We start from the raw sequence: 19439 nt of genomic DNA on the forward strand, positions 1-19439 counted from the left end.
AATACCTTTTAAAAAAGATTTTATTTAACCCATATAATCTCACTACAATTATTTTCTTTCATAATTTTATTGGCTTTAGCCAAGTCATCACATGGATTTAAATGTAAGACAGCAATATTTCCTTTTTTCTGTTGTACTTTTTGTTCATTCATACCTTTTTCTAACAAATAAGAATCTTTAAACATCAATAAAATCTTCTTTTGATCTGTTTTTTCTTCCTTAATTAAATTTCTTAAAATATCTACTGAAATTGTAAATCCAATCCCATTAAATATTTTCTCATTAGGACTAAATGATCTTACTAACTCATCATATCTTCCGCCTTTTGCGATGACGCTTTTATTTTTACCATTATCACCTATAAGTTGAAAAACTATTCCTTCATACAAATTCAAGTGAGGTTGAAAAGTGGGATCAAGTTGTAATTTAACACCATATTTATTTGATATTTTTGATAATGTTTCAAATAAAAAATGTAAGTCATCTAACGTTTTACTAGTACCATATATGGTTTTTAATTTGTTTAATATTGCAATTGGCTCTCCTCGTGTGAATAAAAGATCTTTAAGAATATATTTATCATCTACATCTATTCCTAATTTAGATAAATTATCTTGATCAAAATTAACCAGACTTTTCTTAATTTCTTCAAAATTATTATTCTTATATTTGTTCAGTATCAAGTCCATTATTTTTGTGGTGCTTACTAGTAGAAATAAATTACAACCATCCTTCAAATTAATATTATCAATTGAATCAAACAAAATATTAATAACTTCAATTTCTGGGTATTTTGTATCATATCCAATTAATTCAATTCCACTCTGCAATTTTTCTTGTAAATTATATGATTTTTTATTATTTTGTTTTTTATCAAAAACCATTCCATTGGTAAATAATCTTATAGGTCTTTTCTTATTTATTAATCTAGTAGATGACAATTTAACAATTGATGTTGTCATTTCTGGCCTAAGACATAATGAATTATTACTTACTATTCCTACAACCTGATTTTCGTCAATAACTCCACGGCCTTTTATGGTCTCTAGAGTATTTATGAATGAGGGTGAAACCTCTTCATATCCCCATAGTTTATAAATACTATTTAAGTTATTTATGATGTTTGAGTTATTTTTTACATCGACTAATTTAATTTCCTTTATATCGGTCATTTTAATATTTAACTAATTTTAGGTATAGAGATTTTTTTTAAATGGAGAGACTTTATCTAGTTCATTTTTTAATTCATTCTCAAGGCTGGGAGAACAAGCTAAAATTCTTCCTGAACTTAAATTAAATTCGCCTGATGGATAATCAGAAATAATACCACCAGCCTCTTTAACAATAATAGCACCGGCCGCTAGGTCCCATACCTCCAATCCTCTTTCCCAATATCCATCTACCTTACCAGCCGCAACAAATGCTAGATCAACTGCTGCTGCACCTCCTCTTCTAACACCTCTAGTTTTATGTGTTAAATAACAAAATTCAGCATAATTATTATCTTCTGTCTCAAATCTGTCATAAGAGAAACCTGTTACAAGTAGACTATCAGAAAGATTAGAGGGATTCGATACTTTAAGTTCACTATCATTGCAGAATGAGCCTATACCTATACATGCTGAATATAGTTCATTTAAATAAGGTACCGATATAGCGCCTATAATTGGCTTATTTTTATATACAAGACCAATAGAAGTCCCAAAAAAAGGATATCCATGGGAATAATTTGTTGTACCGTCTAATGGGTCTATACACCACGTTAAATCCGAAGATTTGGTTAATTTACCCGATTCCTCTGCATTTATGGATATGTTTGGTGTCTCTTCTACTAGATATTCTTTTATTTTATTTTCAACTTCCAAATCTACATTTGTAACTAGATCACCCTTCCTACCCTTTGATGATATTTTCTGAATTTTATTGTAATTTACTTTTAAAATTTCATTACCAATTTGAGCGGAATTCTTGGCTATTTCATACAAGATAGGTAAGTTTACTTGATTTGCAAGTTCCTCTATTGCACTTAATTCAAACATATTAGTTAATCTTCCTCAAATTCCCAAGGTGGCGCAACTCTTGTATTTCCCCTCCCAAAATATTGTCCAAATTGCAAATCGTAAACTTCATCTTCATATGTTGTTTCTACCTCAAGATCTGAAGTAGCTTTAGCTACACAAAGAAGTGCATAGCCTTTGTTTTTTAAAGCCTGAGATACACCCATGGCTTCAGGTTGTTGTAAGGTACCAGATTTAATTTTAACTGCACAACTTGTACAGCAACCATTTCTACATGAAAATGCAAGTTTGAAACCTTTCTTTTCAAATTCCTTAAGTATATAATCATCACTATTAACCTGCTCTTGGTAGACCTTTCCGGTTTCCTTATTTTTAATCGTGACTGTGAAAGTCTTTTTCAAATAACTTTCCTCTAAAATGGGATGATTAAGGGTTAAAATGTTTATCTTGGGAGAGGTGGCCGAGTGGTTGAAGGCGCAGCACTGGAAATGCTGTATAGGGGCAACTTTATCGAGGGTTCGAATCCCTCTCTCTCCGTTTTATATTAGTTTATTTTGGTTAAATACATCAACACCTTCGTCTTTAAAATATCTTTTAAAATAGATAGTAATCTCATTAACAAGTTATAAATAATCTTATTTATTTAAATTAAGTTGAAAATATTTGATTTTTACTATTATATGTAAATATCTAAGATAAAAATTAATTAAATTATTAGTAAATTTTGCTTTAATTTAGCGATCTAAAATCATGGGGCAAATAGTTGGAATTGATTTAGGTACTACTAACTCTGTAGTAGGAGTAATAGAAGCTGGACGTCCAATTGTTATTGCAAATTCTGAGGGTTCTAGAACTACACCTTCAATAGTTGGATTTACAAAAGACAAGGAAATAGTAATAGGAGACCAAGCGAGAAGACAACTTGTTCTAAATCCTAAGAATACCTTTTATAACCTTAAACGATTTATTGGTAGTGACTGGGATGAATTAGATGAGAATAGTATTTCTGTTCCTTATAACGTTAAGGCTAATACCAATGGAAGCGTTAGGGTTCTTAGTCCAAATACAGAAAGAGAGTATGCACCAGAAGAATTAGTGAGCTCATTAATTAGAAAATTAATTAATGATGCTGAAACTTATCTTGGAGATACTGTTGATTCTGCGGTTATTACTGTCCCTGCTTACTTTAATGAATCTCAAAGGCAAGCTACAAAGGATTCTGCAATATTAGCTGGTATTAAAGTAGATAGAATTCTAAATGAACCTACTGCTGCTGCTCTAGCTTATGGTTTTGAAAAAAGTTCTTCTAATAATGTTTTGGTTTTTGATTTAGGAGGAGGAACATTTGATGTTTCATTATTAAAAATTTCTAATGGTGTATTTGATGTGAAAGCCACTTGTGGTGATACACAGCTAGGTGGAAATAATTTTGATTCAAAAATAGTTGATTGGCTAGCAGAAAAATTTCTTGCTAAAAATGATATTGACCTAAGAAGGGATAGACAAGCTTTACAGAGATTAACTGAGGCCGCTGAAAAAGCTAAATGTGAATTGTCAGGATTACAAAAAACAAAAATATCTTTACCATTTATCACAACAAGTAAAGAAGGGCCGTTACATATTGAAGAAACCTTAGATAGAAAAATATTTGAATCATTATCACAAGATTTACTAGATAGATTATTAGAGCCTGTGCAAATAGCCTTAGATGATTCTGGGTGGAGCGCTGAAGATATTGATGAGGTAGTTCTTGTGGGAGGCAGCACAAGAATTCCAATGGTTCAACAATTAGTGAAGACCCTTGTTCCAAATGATCCTTGTCAATCAGTTAATCCTGACGAAGTTGTAGCAGTTGGAGCTGCGATACAATCTGGAATTATTAGTGGTGATTTACAAGATTTACTACTAAATGACGTTACTCCCTTATCTTTAGGCTTAGAAACTATTGGTGGTCTTATGAAAGTGCTCATCCCTCGTAATACGCCAATACCAGTAAGACAATCTGATGTTTTTAGTACTTCTGAAGCTAATCAATCATCAGTCGTTGTTCAAGTACGGCAAGGAGAAAGGCCTTTAGCCTCTGAAAATAAATCCCTTGGTAAATTTAGACTATCAGGAATACCTCCTGCTCCAAGAGGGATACCTCAAGTCCAGGTGGCATTTGATATTGATGCTAACGGTCTTTTAGAAGTAAGTGCTACTGATAGGACAACTGGAAGAAAGCAAACAGTTACAATCTCTGGAGGTTCTAATTTAAATGAGCAAGAAATAAATTCGATAATTGAAGAAGCTAAAGCAAAAGCTAATGAAGATAGAAAGACAAGAGCTGTTATTGATAGAAAAAATAGTGCTTTAACTCTGATTGCGCAAGCTGAGAGAAGACTTAGAGATGCCTCATTAGAATTTGGCCCCTATGGGGCCGAAAGGCAACAACGAGCTGTTGAATTGGCTATTCAAGATGTTGAAGATTATATAGATGACGATGATCCTCAAGAATTAGAAATATCAGTAAGTGCTCTACAAGAAGCATTATTCGGATTAAATAGAAAATTTGCTGCTGAAAAGAAAACTGATAATAATCCCTTACAGGGTATTAAAAATACATTTGGATCATTAAAGGATGAACTCTTTTCTGATGATTATTGGGATGATGACCCTTGGGATAATCAAATGAATAGAAATTATAAAAATTCGAGGTATGGTAATTCTAGGGACGATGATCCATGGGACAATGACTACTTCCTCTAAAAAAGACTATTTGTCGATTTTGGGTTTACCCCCTGATTTCGATGATAAAGAACTTAAAAAGGCCTTTCGAAGAGAAGCAAGAAAATGGCATCCAGATTTAAATAAAAATGATATTAATGCGGAAGAAAGATTTAAATTAATTAACGAAGCATACGAATATCTAAGTGATCCTAATGTAAGAAAAAATAATGGGGATGAAAATGTCCATGGTGCTAACGAAAATAATAATTTTAAGACTGGTTTTCCTGATTTTGAAGATTATCTTGATTCATTATTTGGATATGAATATTCACCAAAGAATTCCGATGATTATGAAAAAGAACCATATGTGGATGAATCGATAAATACAAATAATGATGAATTTAATCATTATGAATACCCTACAACCTCTCCAGAAGAGCCGCCACCAGTTAAACTCCACCAAGATATTGAAACAGTTATAGAATTAACCCCTGATGAGGCCTTAAATGGAGCTTCAATTTTAATTGAGCTTGAAGATGAAACTGTAGTTGAAGTTGATACACCTCCATTCGCTGGAGATGGATGGCGATTAAGACTTGAAAATATTGCAAGAGGAGGTAAAGATCATTATCTACAGTTAAAAGTTCAAACGGAAAGTGGTCTAAGAATTGATGGTTTAAGAGTTCTGTATAAATTAGAGTTATTTCCTCATGATGCTCTTCTTGGTTGTGCAGTAGAGGTTCCTACCCTTGATGGAAATGTCACACTTCAAGTACCACCAAAATCATCTACAGGAAGAATGTTACGTTTGAAAGGGAGGGGCTTAACTTTCGAAGATAATGTAGGTGATCAATATGTTGAAATCCTGGTAGTGATACCTGCTGATATTAATGATGAAGAAATTGCTTTATATACAAGATTACAAGAATTATCACTTTCTGATTCTTAATCAAATATTATATAAATAGTAAAATCGATACTTATGAACGTATTTGTTCTTTTATATAATTCAGGAACAGATAAGGAAGGAATTCATTCAATCGAACTTAAAGGAAGGACCATCGTTCTTATGTTTGAAGATAAGGATGATGCAACAAGATATTGTGGTCTTCTAGAAGCTCAAGATTTTCCTTTGCCAACGGTTGAGATGATTAATATAGAGGAAATAAAAGATTTCTGTATTAAATTAGATTATGAATACAAACTAGTAGAAAAAAATTTTGTACCTAAAACCGCTGAAGATAGGTTATTAATTTCACCACCCCAGAAAAACCTAGAAGTTGAAAATTGGGAGGAAGAGAAAAATAGTAATAAAGATAGCATTGATATAAACACTATTAAGGAAAACCTTGAAAAGTTGCTTTAGCTATTAAAATATTTATTAATTACTAAACAAATAAAACATGACATCTGCATTATTTGAAACAGAAGTTGGGAACATTAATATTGAATTTTTCTCTGACGATGCACCTAATACAGTTAAAAATTTCACGAGCCTAATTAGTGATGGTTTTTATGATGGTCTAGCATTTCACAGAGTTATTCCTGGATTTATGGCTCAGGGTGGATGTCCAAATACTCGTAATGGTGCATCAGGTATGCCTGGAACTGGTGGGCCTGGATATAATATAAAATGTGAAATTAATTCTAATAAACATCTAAAAGGCTCACTTTCTATGGCTCATGCAGGAAAGGATACAGGTGGAAGTCAGTTTTTCATAGTTTATGAACCACAGCCTCATCTGGATGGAGTTCATACAGTTTTTGGTAAGACTGATGATATGGATGTAGTGCTAAAACTTACTAATGGATCAAAAATTCTGAAAGCAACCTTAAAATAGTAAATTAACCTTCAAAAACTATACTAAATGTCTCTTTATCTAGATTAAATTTTCTTGTAGATGAATACAAGATTTCATTATTTATTGAAAATTTAGTATTGATTAATTTGATGCTACTTTTTGGGTGTAATGCTTGTTCAATGTTTCTAGAAACAATAATTCCAATCTTTGTACTATTTTCATAATTAGATAAAAACTGAATAAATAATTCTATATTCTTTATTTCTTCATCTGTTATGTTTGAATTGGTTCTATTTTGATCATGCAAAATTCGCCAAACTAATTTTGGTCTATTCCAAAAGGCTAATAATCTTGGAGTACTTTCTAGTTTAATATTAATGTTCTGCTCACTACAGAAATTAATAACTTTATTTTTGATAGGAACTAGATCTATAGATTTATATTTTCCGTCAAGAAAAATTGATATAAATGGATCGATATACCTGGAATTAGGATTATCTTCATCAATCATATGGCCTAGCTTCGTTTTTTTTACACTCAAATATTCTGCATTATTATCGTTTGGACAAATTACTAATGGAACTCTCTCAATTACTTCTATTCCATAACCACCTAATCCAGCAATCTTTCTAGGATTGTTTGTAAGTAATTTTAGTTTTTTTATTCCAAGATCGGTTAATATCTGTGCTCCAACTCCATAATTTCTGAGATCAGCTGGAAAACCTAATTTTTCATTAGCTTCTACAGTGTCTAATCCACCATCCTGTAAGCTGTAAGCTTTTAATTTATTTATAAGACCAATACCTCTACCTTCTTGTCTCAAGTAGACAACAACTCCCTCTTCCTCTTTTTCTATCCTTGATAAAGCAGCCTCTAATTGAGGTCTACAATCACAACGTAATGATCCAAAAGCATCGCCAGTTAAGCACTCTGAATGCATTCTTACTAGTACAGGTTCACTTAATTTTGATGATTTTTGTTTAACTAACGCAACGTGCTCTGAACCATCAAGTTCATTGACATATCCATAAGCTTTGAAATTACCAAAAATACTTGGAAGAACAGCGTCGGATTTTCTAAATACAAATCTCTCAGTTTGAAATCGATAACTTATTAAATCAGCTATGGATATTAATTTCATTCCCCACTGTTTTGCATACTCTTTAAGTTGCGGTAGTCTCGACATGGAACCGTCAGGATTTTGTATTTCACAAATCACTCCAGCTGGATAAAGACCTGACATCGCCGCAATATCTACTGCCGCTTCAGTATGACCTGCCCTCTTTAATACACCACCTTTTTTAGCTCTTAATGGAAAAATATGTCCTGGCCTCCTTAAATCATCAGGTTTTGTATTTGGTTTTATTGCAACTTGAATTGTCTTTGCCCTGTCTTCAGCGGAAATTCCAGTAGTAACACCATTTTCAGGACCAGCATCAATTGATATCGTAAAAGCTGTTTGATTTTCATCTGTATTTCTATCTACCATTAATGGTAAATCTAAAGAGTCAAGCTTTTCACCTTGCATAGCTAGGCATATAAGGCCACGTCCCTCAGTAGCCATAAAATTAATTTGCTGTGGAGTTGCAAACTGGGCTGCACATATTAAATCTCCTTCATTTTCTCTTCTTTCATCATCTACAACAATTATGCATTCACCATTTCTTATAGCTGCCAACGCATCGCTGATAGGATCAAATTCAATTTTAAAAGATTCATTTATATCCAAAATTGTTCCATTATTTGATTTGGGACTTGTTTCTTTCATTATTCCTATCAATATAGAAAAATAGTGTTTTAGTTACCTTTAATTCAACACTTTATAATCCTATCTCAAAGTCTGCCAATTCAAAGAAATGAATGTTGCAATAGTTGGTGCTACTGGTTACGGAGGTATTCAAGCGGTAAATCTTTTAAAGAAGAATAAAAAATACAAAATTTCATTTTTAGGAGGTAATAAAACCTCTGGATCAAAGTGGAATGATAATTTCCCTTTTATTTATCTAGATAATGATCCTTATATAGAAGATATTTCAGTAGATAATATTTCAAAAAATTCAGATGTTGCATTGCTTTGCTTACCAAATGGAATATCTTCAACATTGACAAGAAAATTATTAGATAGAGGAGTTAAAGTTATTGATTTATCAGCTGATTACAGATATAAGTCCTTAGACGAATGGAAAAAAGTATATTCCAAAGAAGCTGCTATTTATAAAAGGAGTGACGATGATTTATGCAAAGAGGCAGTTTACGGTCTTCCTGAAATAAATAAAGAAGCCATTTCAAAAGGAAGATTAATTGCCTGTCCAGGATGTTATCCAACATCTGCTCTTATTCCATTAGCTCCTTATCTCTCTCAAGGAATTATTGAAAATGAAGGTATAGTAATTGATTCTAAAAGCGGAACTTCTGGTGGTGGTCGAGAACCAAACCAAAAGCTACTTTTATCAGAATGTGGAGAAGGTCTATCAGCATATGGATTGATTAACCATAGACATACCTCAGAGATCGAACAAGTAGCATCTTTAATATCTGGAAATAAAATTGAACTGCTCTTTACTCCTCATTTGGTTCCGATATCAAGGGGTATGCATTCGACTATATATGGCAGATTAAGAGATCCAGGATTAACTTCTGATGATTGTAGAATTCTTTTGGATAATTATTATAGAAATTTCAAAAATATTAAGGTCTTACCTGTAGATACATTCCCATCAACAAAATGGGTTAAAAATACAAACCAAATTTTCCTTTCTGTTAAAGTCGATATTCGAAATGGGAGGATTATTATTTTATCTGCAATTGATAATTTGTTAAAAGGTCAGACTGGGCAAGCAATTCAAAATTTAAATCTTATGAGTGGATTTTCAATGGATGAAGGTCTTGATTTAACTAATAATTTTCCATAAAGTTACTTCTTATCAAAAACCCAGCTTGAGAGATTGATTGAGGTAAAATTTTATGCTCAAGCATTTGTATCCTTTTGGAAAGTGATTCAATATCATCATCATCTCTAATTGACAATGCAGCTTGCATTATCAATGATCCACTATCTACCTCCTCTTCTACAAAATGTACTGAACAACCAGTTATTTTTGAACCATTTAATATAGAATCCTTTATCGCAGAACCACCTTTATATGCGGGAAGTAATGAAGGGTGAATATTTATTATCTTATTCTTAAATTTATTAATAAAAAAAGGAGTAACAATTTTCATCCAGCCTGCCATAACCACAAGTTCAACATCGTAATGAATTAAAGTATTTACAATTTCTAATTCAAATGCCTCCTTTTGCAGAAAGTCTTTGCCTCTTATAATTTTGTGAGGTATTTTTTTACTTTCAGCTCTCGTTATACATCCTGCATCATCCTTGTTAGTTATTAGAACTTTTATATCTATATCTAATTCTCCTTTTTCTGAGAGATCAATTAATTCCTGAAAGTTTGTTCCTTTCCCAGAAGCAAGAACACCTATTTTTAATTTAGGGGAAAATCTTCTAAATTCAGATATCTCAGGCGAAATTATGTAATTAAATGAACTATCCAATGTTTTTTATTTTATTCAATGATAAATTCATATGAAATAAAAAAAACCCTCAATTTTAATTGTTTATATTCAAAAACATATTTATTTGAAGATAATAATTTAAACAAATTTAAATGATTCAAATCTATGTACTATTCGTATAGATATAATTGAATAATAAATAAAAGAAACAAATATATAAAATGAATGGAGATTTAAACGCTTGGGATAAATTTTGTAATTATCTTTGGTTTGATAAAAAATTAAATATTTGGTTAGACATAAGCAAAATTAATTTCACAAGTAAAGAGATAAAAAATTTAGAAGATAAATTTAAAGATGTTTTTTCATCAATAAAAGAATTAGAAAATGGTGCAATCTCAAATATTGATGAAAATAGACAAGTTGGACATTATTGGCTTAGAAATCCATCAATTTCACCCTCTTCAAAAATAGGAGAAGAAATTAGAGCAGATATTAATTCAATCTCTGAATTTGGAAAACAAATTTTAAATGGGGATATTAAGAATAAGAATAATCAGCAGTATACTGATGTTCTATGGATAGGAATTGGTGGAAGTGGATTAGGACCATTACTTATTACAGAGTCACTTCAGAAGTGTTCTAAAGGCTTAAATTTTTCTTATATCGATAATGTTGATCCTTTTTTAATTAGCGAAAAGTTAGAAGAATTATCTGAAAAATTATCAACAACATTATTTGTAGTAGTAAGCAAATCAGGTGGTACGCCTGAACCTCGAATTGCTATGGAAATTATTAAAAGTCACTGCGAAAACAATTCTCTTGAATGGAATTCTAATGCTATAGCTATAACTATGAAAGGTAGTAAGTTATTTAAAAAAGCTACTTCTGAAAATTGGTTAAAAATATTTAATTTGCAAGATTGGGTTGGTGGAAGAACTAGTATTACAAGCTCTGTGGGATTACTTCCATTAGCTCTTATTAATGAAAATATCTCTGAATTTATCAGAGGTGCATCATTAATGGATGAAGCCACACGTATAAGTGATTTTAAAAATAATCCAGCAGCACTATTATCATCCGCATGGTATTTAACTGGGGATGGTATTGGAAAGAGAGATATGGTCGTATTACCTTATAGAGATAGGTTACAGGTTTTTAGTAAATATCTTCAGCAATTAGTAATGGAATCATTAGGAAAGAAATTTAATAGGAATGGTCAAGTAGTTAATCAAGGTATTTCCGTTTTTGGTAATAAAGGATCTACAGATCAGCATGCTTATGTTCAGCAACTGAGAGATGGTATTGATAATTTCTTTTGTATTTTTATTGAATTATTAGATTCTCCATCTACTAATATATTTGATGAAAAAGAGAATCCTAAAGAATATCTTTCTGGTTTTTTGCAAGGAACCAGATTAGCACTCTCTAGTGAAAACAGACAAAGTATCACTATTACGTTAGAAAAGTTAAATTGTTTTTCACTAGGTGCCTTAATCGCTTTATTTGAGAGGGCTGTGTCCTTCTACGCTGAATTGGTTAATATAAATGCATATGATCAACCTGGAGTTGAAGCTGGAAAGAAAGCAGCTGCAAATATTATTGAGTATCAACAAAAAGTAAGTAATTTATTAGATGAAGGCGGAGAATATTCTATAAATGACATAACATCATTATTTGATAATTCAGTTAGTGAACCTATATTTTTTATACTCCGTGAAATGTGTTTCGGTAATGATAATTATTTAGTTAAGGGCGATTGGTCAAATCCAAATTCATTAGTTATTCAAAAAATAAATTCTTAAACAACAATATTCATTATTTTTCCTTTAACAATAATTATTTTTCTTATTTCCTTATCTTGAGTCCATTTTAATATGTTAGGTCTTTTAAGAGTCAATTCTTTAATTTGATCTTCACTCATATCATTATTAATATTTACTTTGTCTCTAACTTTTCCATTCACTTGTATTACTAGTTCATATGAATCTTCCTTTAGTGCTTCGGCATTAAAGGAAGGCCAGTGTTCTAAATGTATAGATTTTTTAAATCCTATAAGATGCCATATTTCTTCTGCAATATGAGGTGCAAATGGAGCCAACAAAATACAAAATGTTTTTAAAGCATCAATTTTTAAATTATTGTTTATGTCATTAATGGAATTTGATAATGAATTATAAAACTTCATTAGTTCTGAAATCGCAGTATTAAATTGGTTATTTAATATGTCATTTGAAATTTCTTTTATAGCAATATTCATTGACTTTATTAAACTTTTTTCTTTATCTGGATAGGAATTAGATTTACTATTTATATCTTTTGCAGAATTTATATAAAGCTTCCAAATCCTACTTAAAAATCTAAATTGTCCTTCAACATCTGTATCTCCCCATTCCAAATCTTTTTCTGGTGGTGCTTTAAATAATATAAACATTCTTGCTGTATCTGCTCCATATTTATTAATTACTGATTCAGGGTCTATTCCATTATATTTAGACTTAGACATCTTCTCGAAAAGAACTTCGAGTTTAGAATTGTCAATTGGATCTGTAGGATTTGATAAGTCAGTAATGTCGGAAGGAGAAACATATTTACCAGTTTTATTGTTTTTATAGGCTGCGGCCTGAACCATTCCTTGCGTTAATAGTTTTTCAAAAGGTTCATCAATATCAAATAGTTCATTATCTCGCAAAGCTTTAGTGAAAAATCTTGCATATAACAAATGCAATATTGCATGCTCTACTCCTCCAACATATTGATCTACAGGTAACCACTTATTAATTTCATTCTTTTCAAATGGCTTAGTTGAACATTTTGAAGATGGGTACCTTAAAAAATACCAAGATGAACACATGAAAGTGTCCATAGTGTCAGTTTCTTTTCTTGCCGCTATTCCACATTTTGGACATGTTGTATTTATCCAATTATTATTATCACCTAAAGCATTAATTTTGTTAGCGGAGATTTCTATATCTTTTGGTAATGAAACAGGCAAATCCGATTGGTTTAAAGGAACAGCTCCACATTTTTTGCAATTAACGATGGGTATCGGACATCCCCAATATCTTTGTCTAGAAATTAACCAATCTCTTAAACGATATTGAATTTTATTTTCGGCCCATCCATTATTTACTCCCTCCTCTGCAATTTTTAATTTAGCAATAGTATTTGCTATACCATTGTATTGATTAGAATTAATTAGATATCCATTTTCTACATAAGCATTATCAAGCTCATTATTTTGTTCACTTTTATCCTTTACTATTACCTGTTTAATATCTATATTGTTTTTCTTAGCAAACTCAAAATCCCTTAAATCATGAGCAGGTACACCCATAACAGCGCCGGTACCGTATTCATCGAGGACATAACTTGCAACCCAAATAGGTATAGGTTCCGAATTAACTGGATTTATTGCTATTAAGCTAGTTTTTATTCCAATTTTTTCAAGTTCATTATTTTTATTATTTTTCAAATATTGTTTAAGATTTTCTATATCTTGTATGGTTTCTTGATCAGTAATTTTTTTAATTAATGAATGATTTACAGAAATTGCTAAATAAGTAACTCCAAATAAAGTATCTGGCCTTGTTGTAAATACAGTTATTTTCTTTTCTGGATTGGTATTGATATTGAAATTAATATTTGCACCAATTGACTTTCCAATCCAATTATCTTGCATTATTTTTACTCTTTCTGGCCAGTTATCTAATTTTTCTAAATCCTTCAATAACTCATCCGCATAATTAGTAATTCTTAAAAACCATTGCTTTAATAATTTTTTTTCAACTACTGCCCCAGATCTCCAAGATTTACCCTCTGAGTCAACTTGTTCATTCGCTAGGACTGTATTATCTATAGGATCCCAATTAACTTCTGATTCCTTTTGATATACAAGACCTGACTTGTATAACTCTAAAAATAGATATTGAGTCCAAATATAATAATTTTCATCACATGTTGCAAATTCCCTATCCCAATCAACTGATAGTCCCAAAAGCTTTAATTGTGACTTCATGTGAGAAATATTTTTTTTAGTCCAGACACTTGGACTAATTCCTCTTTCAATCGCAGCATTTTCAGCAGGCAAACCAAAAGCGTCCCAACCCATTGGATGTAAGACAGTTTTACCCTTAAACCTTTGGAATCGAGCTATTAAGTCTGTAATAACATAATTCCTAACATGTCCCATATGAAGATTACCTGAAGGGTAGGGAAACATTGATAAGGCATAAAACTTATCGCTATTCTCAGTTAATTCATCGGTTTTGTATAAATTGTTTTCTGTCCATATTGACTGCCATTTTTTTTCTATTTCAGATGGATTATATAAATTGGTATCAGCCTCATATTGTTTATCGGGAGAAATCACTTAATTTTTATTTATTAAATTATTATTTTAATATCCATTGTATAAAATAGAAATAGAATGTTAAAAGGAATAATTTATAATTAAAATTTAAGATATATGAATTACAAATGAAAAATATAAGTTTTGAAAAATATCAAGGTAATGGAAATGATTTCGTAATAATAGATTCTAGAGGGAATGAATTATATAAAAATTACAAGACAAATAAAATTTTTGATATAAAAAAAATTTGCAACAGGCAATTCGGTGTTGGAGCGGATGGTGTGATTTTTATAGAAGAACCTAATGAAGATAATTATGCAAAAATGATAATTTTTAATTCTGATGGTTCTGAAGCACAAATGTGTGGAAACGGAATTAGGTGTTTAGTTGAGTATCTCCACGTAAATGATTCAATGAATAATAAAAATATAGAATATAAAATTGAGACTAAAGCAGGTTTAAAAATTGCAAAATATATAAATGATGAAATTACAGTAAAAATGGGAGTTCCAATTTTAGAATGTCAAAATATTCCAACAACAATTGAAAAAAAAATAAATTCAATTCCTTCACACGAATTTATTGAGAAAGATTTTAATAATATGGGTTATGCCGTAGGAATGGGAAATCCTCATTTAATATTCTTTGTAAAAGACATAGAGTCAATTGTTCTTTCCAGACTTGGTCCTATATTTGAAAAAAATGAATTATTTCCTGAAAAAACTAATGTGCATTTTTGTCAAATTTTAAATAGAGATAATATCAAAGTAAAAGTATGGGAAAGGGGTGCAGGACCAACCTTAGCTTGTGGAACAGGCGCCTGTGCTATCCATGTGGCAGCTTATAAATTAGGCCTTTGTAATTCTCAAACCGTAGTAACCTTACCAGGAGGTAATCTTAAAATTGATTGGTCAAAAGACGATTGTGAAGTAATGATGACCGGTAATGCTAAAAAGGTTTTCTCAGGATCAATGTTAGTAAATTAATGGAAAATAATTTTATCTATTTAGATAATGCATCCACAACTCCATTATCTGAGAATGTTTTAAATATAATTAATTCAACTTATAGGAATTATTGGCATAACCCTTCATCTACATATGAGCTAGGGATAAAATGCTCTACATACCTTGAAAAAATTAGATCTAAAATTGCTTATATATTTGAAGCAGATCCAGAGGATATAATTTTTACATCTGGTTCTTCGGAATCGACAAATATTGTATTTAATAATATTTATGAGAAATTTAAAAATGGTAGGATTGTTATTTCAAATGTTGAACATCAAGCAACAACTATTTGTGCTAATAAACTAAGAAAACAAAATTGGGATATTTACGAATGGGCGGTAAATAATGATGGAATTTTAAATATTTCTAATATCGAAAAATTTTTAAACAATGATACTAAGCTTGTATCAATTATTTGGGGACAAAGTGAAATTGGGACAATACAACCTGTCCAATTTATTGGTTCCAAATGTAAAGAATTAAATATAATGTTTCATTTAGATGGAACTCAAATATTAAGTAATGGAATATTCAGTTGGAAAGATCTTAAATGTGATTTCTTAAGTTTATCCGCTCATAAATTTGGAGGTCCAAAAGGGATCGGTATTCTTTTAACAAAAGAAAAGTCTAGACAAATTTTAAAAAATAATGACATATCACTTACTCAGGAATTTTCAATTAGACAAGGTACACAAGCTTTGCCATTAATCGCTGGAATGTATGAATCACTAAAGAATATTGAAGGAAAAATAAAATTATATGATTACATAACTGAATTTCCCTCTAATAATATTAATAAACTTAAAAATTATTTTTTTCAAAAAATTAAAGATAATAATCATATAAAGATTACGGGAAGTATTAACCATAGACTCCCCAGTCATATTTCTTTTCTACTATTAAATAAACTATTTGAGCCTATAAGGGCCTATAAGATTGTTAATTTCATGTCAGAAAATAAAATAGCCATTAGTAGTGGAAGTGCTTGTTCAAGCTCATCTGGGAAACCTAGCTCAACACTTAAAAATATTGGTTTAAAAGATGATGAACTATATTCAAATATTCGTGTTACTTTAGGTTCAATAAACAATAAGTCAGAAATAGATAAATTTTTAGACCTTATTCAAATATGTATTGACAAATTTTAATGGAAACCATTTACAGACTACCTAAAGATTTAAATGAATCTCTTAAGAATATGGAGGATGCAATTATTCCAAGTTTATTAGATTCAAATAAAAGATTTACTATAGAATTTAATTTTGAAGGATTGAAGTTTAACAGAATTGGAATAACTATCTACAAGATATTGTCTAAAAATAATAATGTATTCATAACATTTGCTGATCAAGGTGCTGTGGCTTTGGCTCAAAGAGACTATCCAGATATCAAAGATAAAATCTTTACTTTTAAATCATTTAATGAATCTAATAATATAAATAATATTGATAGTGCAATGATATCGATACTACCTCAGCCATATGATTTCGATTCATTTGAACCAATGTCTGATAATTATCAAGGTACGCATTATTCATTAAATCCAAAATTTGAAGATGCAAATATTGGTATAGGAAGTGTTATTAGAGAGCGCCGTAAAAACTTTGTCAAAACATGGAAAAATATTTATTTTCTGCAGCCTTTAAATAAAGCTGCTCTTATGCATATTTATCCAAATAACTGGTTGCTTTTCAAAGAAGAAAATAAAAGATATTTTTTTAAAAAAGAATTTGAAATTAAACCCGACAATGAATCTATTTTTGTAAATTTATAGATTGAATGTGATAAAAAAAATATATTCATTTTTCTTTATTGTTCTTTTATTAGTAACATCTCCTTTCTTAATAAGATATTTACTAGCAAATCAGAAAATAACTATTTTAAATAGTATTTATTTTAATTTCCCGGGAATAATTAATAAAAACAAAATATGTCCTACTTATGATGCTTTATTGAATCAAACTCTTGATGATTCTTTTAGTGTATCAATTATTAATAATAAAGGGGAAATAATAAGTTCCTACAATGAGGATGTTCCAAGGTTGCCAGCATCTAACCAAAAATTATTCTCATCAGCTTATGTTTTAAGTAAATATAAATTAAATAATAATTTAAAAACTTCCTTATTTAAAAGTAAAAACGATTATTATTTACTTGGTCAAGGTGATCCAGATCTTAATTATGAACATATAATCGAACTAATTTCAAATATTAAAGAAAATAAATCTATTAACTTTAATATTGTAGAAATTGACTCAAAATTAAATTGGCCTAGTGGTTGGACAAATACTGATAAACTTTACGAATATGGATCTCCAATTACATCTCTAGCTATTGAAAGTAATCACAATAAATATGAAGATATTCATGCTTTAAGAAATTTTATTAAAAACTATTTAAAAAGTAAATTTCCTAATTCAAAAGTAAATATAGATTTTTTAGATTCAGAAAAAACATTTTTTTTAAAAGATATTACAGAGATAAGTAAAATATATTCAACTCCAATTCTTTCATTATTAACTCTTACAAATTCTGAAAGCCATAATTTTACAGCTGAATCACTCTTTAAAAATGCCTCAAATACATGGAACGATAATGACTATATAAAATTGAAAAGATGGCTTGAAAATAAAGGCCTCCCATCAACTAATGCTTACTTTGCAGATGCTAGTGGATTGTCTCGAAAAAATAGAATTACAACAAAGTTAGTTGTATTGTTTTTAGATAAAATGAGATATTCTAATAATTTTCAAGCTTATCAATCTACACTTTCAATTACGGGAGTAAGAGGAACGTTAGCTAAAAGATTTGTAAATAGTGAATTATCTGGAAAGTTTTTTGGGAAAACTGGGACTCTTTCAAATGTCTTTGCATTATCTGGCTTTTTATATAAAAATGAAAAACCAATAATTATAAGCATTATCCAAAATTCTAATAAAATTGATAAAGAAAAAGCATTTAAATTATTACGTGATCTTTATTACTTGAAATCTTGTTAATAAAAATATTATTTAAAATATTCTTTTAAATCGCTCTCAACAAAGGGAGGTACCATGTGATTAATTTCACCACCAAATTTTGCAACTTCTTTTACTAAAGAACTACTAAGAAAACTATAATTTGTATTTGTGGATAAAAATATAGTTTCAATATCATTATTAAGAGATTTATTTGTATGAGCAATCTGAAGTTCATACTCAAAATCACTCATTGCTCTTAAGCCTCTAAGAATAAGATTAGCTTTTAGATCATTTGCACAATCCACAGTGAGTCCTGAATAAGAAATAACTTCAATATTAGGTAAATGAGAAAGAGAATTTTTTATTTGTATTATTCTTCTTTCAAGATTAAATGTTGGTGTTTTAGAAGTATTTTCTAAAACAGCAACTACTAGATTGCCAAATATTTTTTCAGCCCTTTCTATTAAATCAAGATGCCCGTTTGTTAAAGGATCAAAAGTACCTGGATAAAGAATTTTCATGAATTTATTATGATCGAATAAGAAATTTAGTTAAAATAAGATTATTAGATAAATCAATTATGACATTAAATCTAGAAGCAAAAAAAATCTTATTAAGAAAAATACCTCATGGATTATTTATTTGTGGTGTTAGAGACGAGGATAAAAATGAAGTGAATGGATTTACCGCAAGTTGGGTGACTCAAGGTTCCTTCACCCCACCATTAGTTGTAATGGCTGTTAGAGCAGAGGGTTCTAGTCATGAAATAATAAAGTCCACCAATAAGTTCTCATTAAATGTGCTCAAAAGTGATCAAAAGGATCTAGCTGCTGTTTTCTTTAAACCTCAAAAAGCATTAGGAGGTAGATTTGAATCTGTTGAATTTAATTTAGGTGAGCTTGGATTGCCTATTTTAGTTGATAGTGTTGGTGGAGTTGAATGTAATGTTGTTGGAAGTGTTATGCATGGAGACCATACCGTATTTGTGGGAGAGGTTGAAACTGCTTATCTGAATAATGATGTTGACTCACTAAATTTATCTTCAACTGGCTGGAATTATGGAGGGTAATTAT

General features: G+C 30.2%; 18 protein-coding genes and 1 tRNA gene. 12 read left to right on the forward strand and 7 right to left on the reverse strand.

Features of this window, described 5'->3' with window-relative positions; genetic code table 11:
• Nucleotides 1–20: 20 nt before the first annotated feature.
• Genes HA149_RS04645 through HA149_RS04655 form a run of 3 tightly spaced genes read right to left on the reverse strand, consistent with a single transcriptional unit; the run spans nucleotide 21 to nucleotide 2419 of the window.
• A complete protein-coding gene (locus HA149_RS04645) occupies nucleotides 21–1172 on the reverse strand; it encodes an ATP phosphoribosyltransferase regulatory subunit (protein WP_209113467.1) in 1152 nt (383 codons plus the stop codon).
• An 18-nt stretch (nucleotides 1173–1190) separates the two neighbouring features.
• On the reverse strand, nucleotides 1191–2039 hold the full coding sequence (locus HA149_RS04650) for an inositol monophosphatase family protein (RefSeq protein ID WP_209113469.1): 849 nt from the start codon (nucleotides 2037–2039) through the stop codon (nucleotides 1191–1193).
• A gap of 5 nt (nucleotides 2040–2044) precedes the next feature.
• Nucleotides 2045–2419, reverse strand: coding sequence for a 2Fe-2S iron-sulfur cluster-binding protein (locus tag HA149_RS04655; RefSeq protein ID WP_209113471.1), 375 nt, complete (start codon nucleotides 2417–2419; stop codon nucleotides 2045–2047).
• Nucleotides 2420–2468: 49 nt separating this feature from the next.
• Here HA149_RS04655 and HA149_RS04660 point away from each other — a divergent pair.
• From HA149_RS04660 to HA149_RS04680, 5 genes are all read left to right on the forward strand, one after another.
• Nucleotides 2469–2555: transfer RNA gene (locus HA149_RS04660), tRNA-Ser, on the forward strand.
• 213 nt (nucleotides 2556–2768) lie between these two features.
• The gene (gene dnaK, locus HA149_RS04665) at nucleotides 2769–4766 is read left to right on the forward strand and encodes a molecular chaperone DnaK (protein ID WP_209113473.1); all 1998 of its coding nucleotides are present in this window, start codon (nucleotides 2769–2771) and stop codon (nucleotides 4764–4766) included.
• On the forward strand, nucleotides 4717–5676 hold the full coding sequence (locus HA149_RS04670) for a DnaJ C-terminal domain-containing protein (protein ID WP_209113475.1): 960 nt from the start codon (nucleotides 4717–4719) through the stop codon (nucleotides 5674–5676). The genes dnaK and HA149_RS04670 overlap by 50 nt, the downstream gene beginning before the upstream one ends.
• A gap of 33 nt (nucleotides 5677–5709) precedes the next feature.
• Nucleotides 5710–6093: a DUF3110 domain-containing protein gene (locus tag HA149_RS04675; RefSeq protein ID WP_209113477.1), complete on the forward strand. Its 384-nt coding sequence runs from the start codon at nucleotides 5710–5712 to the stop codon at nucleotides 6091–6093.
• 37 nt (nucleotides 6094–6130) lie between these two features.
• Complete coding sequence (locus HA149_RS04680) at nucleotides 6131–6568, forward strand: peptidylprolyl isomerase (protein WP_209113479.1); 438 nt, start codon at nucleotides 6131–6133, stop codon at nucleotides 6566–6568.
• A gap of 4 nt (nucleotides 6569–6572) precedes the next feature.
• Here the strand turns inward: HA149_RS04680 and ribBA are convergent, their stop codons facing one another.
• Nucleotides 6573–8297: a bifunctional 3,4-dihydroxy-2-butanone-4-phosphate synthase/GTP cyclohydrolase II gene (ribBA, locus tag HA149_RS04685; protein ID WP_245154669.1), complete on the reverse strand. Its 1725-nt coding sequence runs from the start codon at nucleotides 8295–8297 to the stop codon at nucleotides 6573–6575.
• Between the two features lie 88 nt (nucleotides 8298–8385).
• Between ribBA and argC the strand changes: the two genes are divergently transcribed.
• The gene (gene argC / locus HA149_RS04690) at nucleotides 8386–9441 is read left to right on the forward strand and encodes an N-acetyl-gamma-glutamyl-phosphate reductase (protein ID WP_209113481.1); all 1056 of its coding nucleotides are present in this window, start codon (nucleotides 8386–8388) and stop codon (nucleotides 9439–9441) included.
• Here the strand turns inward: argC and purN are convergent.
• Nucleotides 9425–10081: a phosphoribosylglycinamide formyltransferase gene (gene purN, locus HA149_RS04695; RefSeq protein WP_209113484.1), complete on the reverse strand. Its 657-nt coding sequence runs from the start codon at nucleotides 10079–10081 to the stop codon at nucleotides 9425–9427. The two genes, argC and purN, sit on opposite strands and share 17 nt — an antisense overlap.
• A gap of 182 nt (nucleotides 10082–10263) precedes the next feature.
• Between purN and HA149_RS04700 the strand changes: the two genes are divergently transcribed.
• Entirely contained in the window at nucleotides 10264–11847 is a 1584-nt protein-coding gene (locus tag HA149_RS04700) for a glucose-6-phosphate isomerase (protein ID WP_209113486.1), read from the forward strand.
• Here HA149_RS04700 and leuS read toward each other — a convergent pair.
• Nucleotides 11844–14414 (reverse strand): leucine--tRNA ligase, encoded by a 2571-nt coding sequence (gene leuS, locus HA149_RS04705; RefSeq protein ID WP_209113488.1) that lies wholly within the window; start codon nucleotides 14412–14414, stop codon nucleotides 11844–11846. The two genes, HA149_RS04700 and leuS, sit on opposite strands and share 4 nt — an antisense overlap.
• A gap of 107 nt (nucleotides 14415–14521) precedes the next feature.
• Between leuS and dapF the strand changes: the two genes are divergently transcribed.
• From dapF to HA149_RS04725, 4 genes are read left to right on the forward strand one after another with little or no spacing between them, the layout of a single operon-like run.
• The gene (gene dapF, locus HA149_RS04710; protein WP_209113490.1) at nucleotides 14522–15382 is read left to right on the forward strand and encodes a diaminopimelate epimerase; all 861 of its coding nucleotides are present in this window, start codon (nucleotides 14522–14524) and stop codon (nucleotides 15380–15382) included.
• A complete protein-coding gene (locus HA149_RS04715; protein WP_209113492.1) occupies nucleotides 15382–16554 on the forward strand; it encodes a cysteine desulfurase family protein in 1173 nt (390 codons plus the stop codon). The genes dapF and HA149_RS04715 overlap by 1 nt, the downstream gene beginning before the upstream one ends.
• Nucleotides 16554–17180 (forward strand): DUF1995 family protein, encoded by a 627-nt coding sequence (locus HA149_RS04720; protein WP_209113494.1) that lies wholly within the window; start codon nucleotides 16554–16556, stop codon nucleotides 17178–17180. Before HA149_RS04715 ends, HA149_RS04720 begins: the two co-directional genes overlap by 1 nt.
• A 7-nt stretch (nucleotides 17181–17187) precedes the next feature.
• Nucleotides 17188–18405, forward strand: coding sequence for a D-alanyl-D-alanine carboxypeptidase (locus HA149_RS04725; protein ID WP_209113496.1), 1218 nt, complete (start codon nucleotides 17188–17190; stop codon nucleotides 18403–18405).
• A gap of 8 nt (nucleotides 18406–18413) precedes the next feature.
• On the opposite strand, the gene coaD is transcribed toward HA149_RS04725, so the two are convergent.
• The gene (gene coaD, locus HA149_RS04730; protein ID WP_209113498.1) at nucleotides 18414–18887 is read right to left on the reverse strand and encodes a pantetheine-phosphate adenylyltransferase; all 474 of its coding nucleotides are present in this window, start codon (nucleotides 18885–18887) and stop codon (nucleotides 18414–18416) included.
• Between the two features lie 59 nt (nucleotides 18888–18946).
• Between coaD and HA149_RS04735 the strand changes: the two genes are divergently transcribed.
• Nucleotides 18947–19435 (forward strand): flavin reductase family protein, encoded by a 489-nt coding sequence (locus tag HA149_RS04735; protein WP_209113500.1) that lies wholly within the window; start codon nucleotides 18947–18949, stop codon nucleotides 19433–19435.
• The last annotated feature ends 4 nt before the right edge of the window (nucleotides 19436–19439 follow it).

The sequence above is a fragment of the Prochlorococcus marinus XMU1406 genome (genome assembly GCF_017696055.1).
Lineage (GTDB): Bacteria > Cyanobacteriota > Cyanobacteriia > PCC-6307 > Cyanobiaceae > Prochlorococcus_A > Prochlorococcus_A marinus_W.

Bases quoted from the DNA above. Each gene is read 5' to 3' on its own strand.
- HA149_RS04645 (WP_209113467.1), bottom strand. From the start codon at position 1,172: ATGACCGATATAAAGGAAATTAAATTAGTCGATGTAAAAAATAACTCA.
- HA149_RS04650 (WP_209113469.1), bottom strand. From the start codon at position 2,039: ATGTTTGAATTAAGTGCAATAGAGGAACTTGCAAATCAAGTAAACTTA.
- dnaK (WP_209113473.1), top strand. From the start codon at position 2,769: ATGGGGCAAATAGTTGGAATTGATTTAGGTACTACTAACTCTGTAGTA.
- HA149_RS04670 (WP_209113475.1), top strand. From the start codon at position 4,717: ATGGTAATTCTAGGGACGATGATCCATGGGACAATGACTACTTCCTCT.
- HA149_RS04675 (WP_209113477.1), top strand. From the start codon at position 5,710: ATGAACGTATTTGTTCTTTTATATAATTCAGGAACAGATAAGGAAGGA.
- HA149_RS04680 (WP_209113479.1), top strand. From the start codon at position 6,131: ATGACATCTGCATTATTTGAAACAGAAGTTGGGAACATTAATATTGAA.
- ribBA (WP_245154669.1), bottom strand. From the start codon at position 8,297: ATGAAAGAAACAAGTCCCAAATCAAATAATGGAACAATTTTGGATATA.
- argC (WP_209113481.1), top strand. From the start codon at position 8,386: ATGAATGTTGCAATAGTTGGTGCTACTGGTTACGGAGGTATTCAAGCG.
- HA149_RS04700 (WP_209113486.1), top strand. From the start codon at position 10,264: ATGAATGGAGATTTAAACGCTTGGGATAAATTTTGTAATTATCTTTGG.
- dapF (WP_209113490.1), top strand. From the start codon at position 14,522: ATGAAAAATATAAGTTTTGAAAAATATCAAGGTAATGGAAATGATTTC.
- HA149_RS04715 (WP_209113492.1), top strand. From the start codon at position 15,382: ATGGAAAATAATTTTATCTATTTAGATAATGCATCCACAACTCCATTA.
- HA149_RS04720 (WP_209113494.1), top strand. From the start codon at position 16,554: ATGGAAACCATTTACAGACTACCTAAAGATTTAAATGAATCTCTTAAG.
- coaD (WP_209113498.1), bottom strand. From the start codon at position 18,887: ATGAAAATTCTTTATCCAGGTACTTTTGATCCTTTAACAAACGGGCAT.
- HA149_RS04735 (WP_209113500.1), top strand. From the start codon at position 18,947: ATGACATTAAATCTAGAAGCAAAAAAAATCTTATTAAGAAAAATACCT.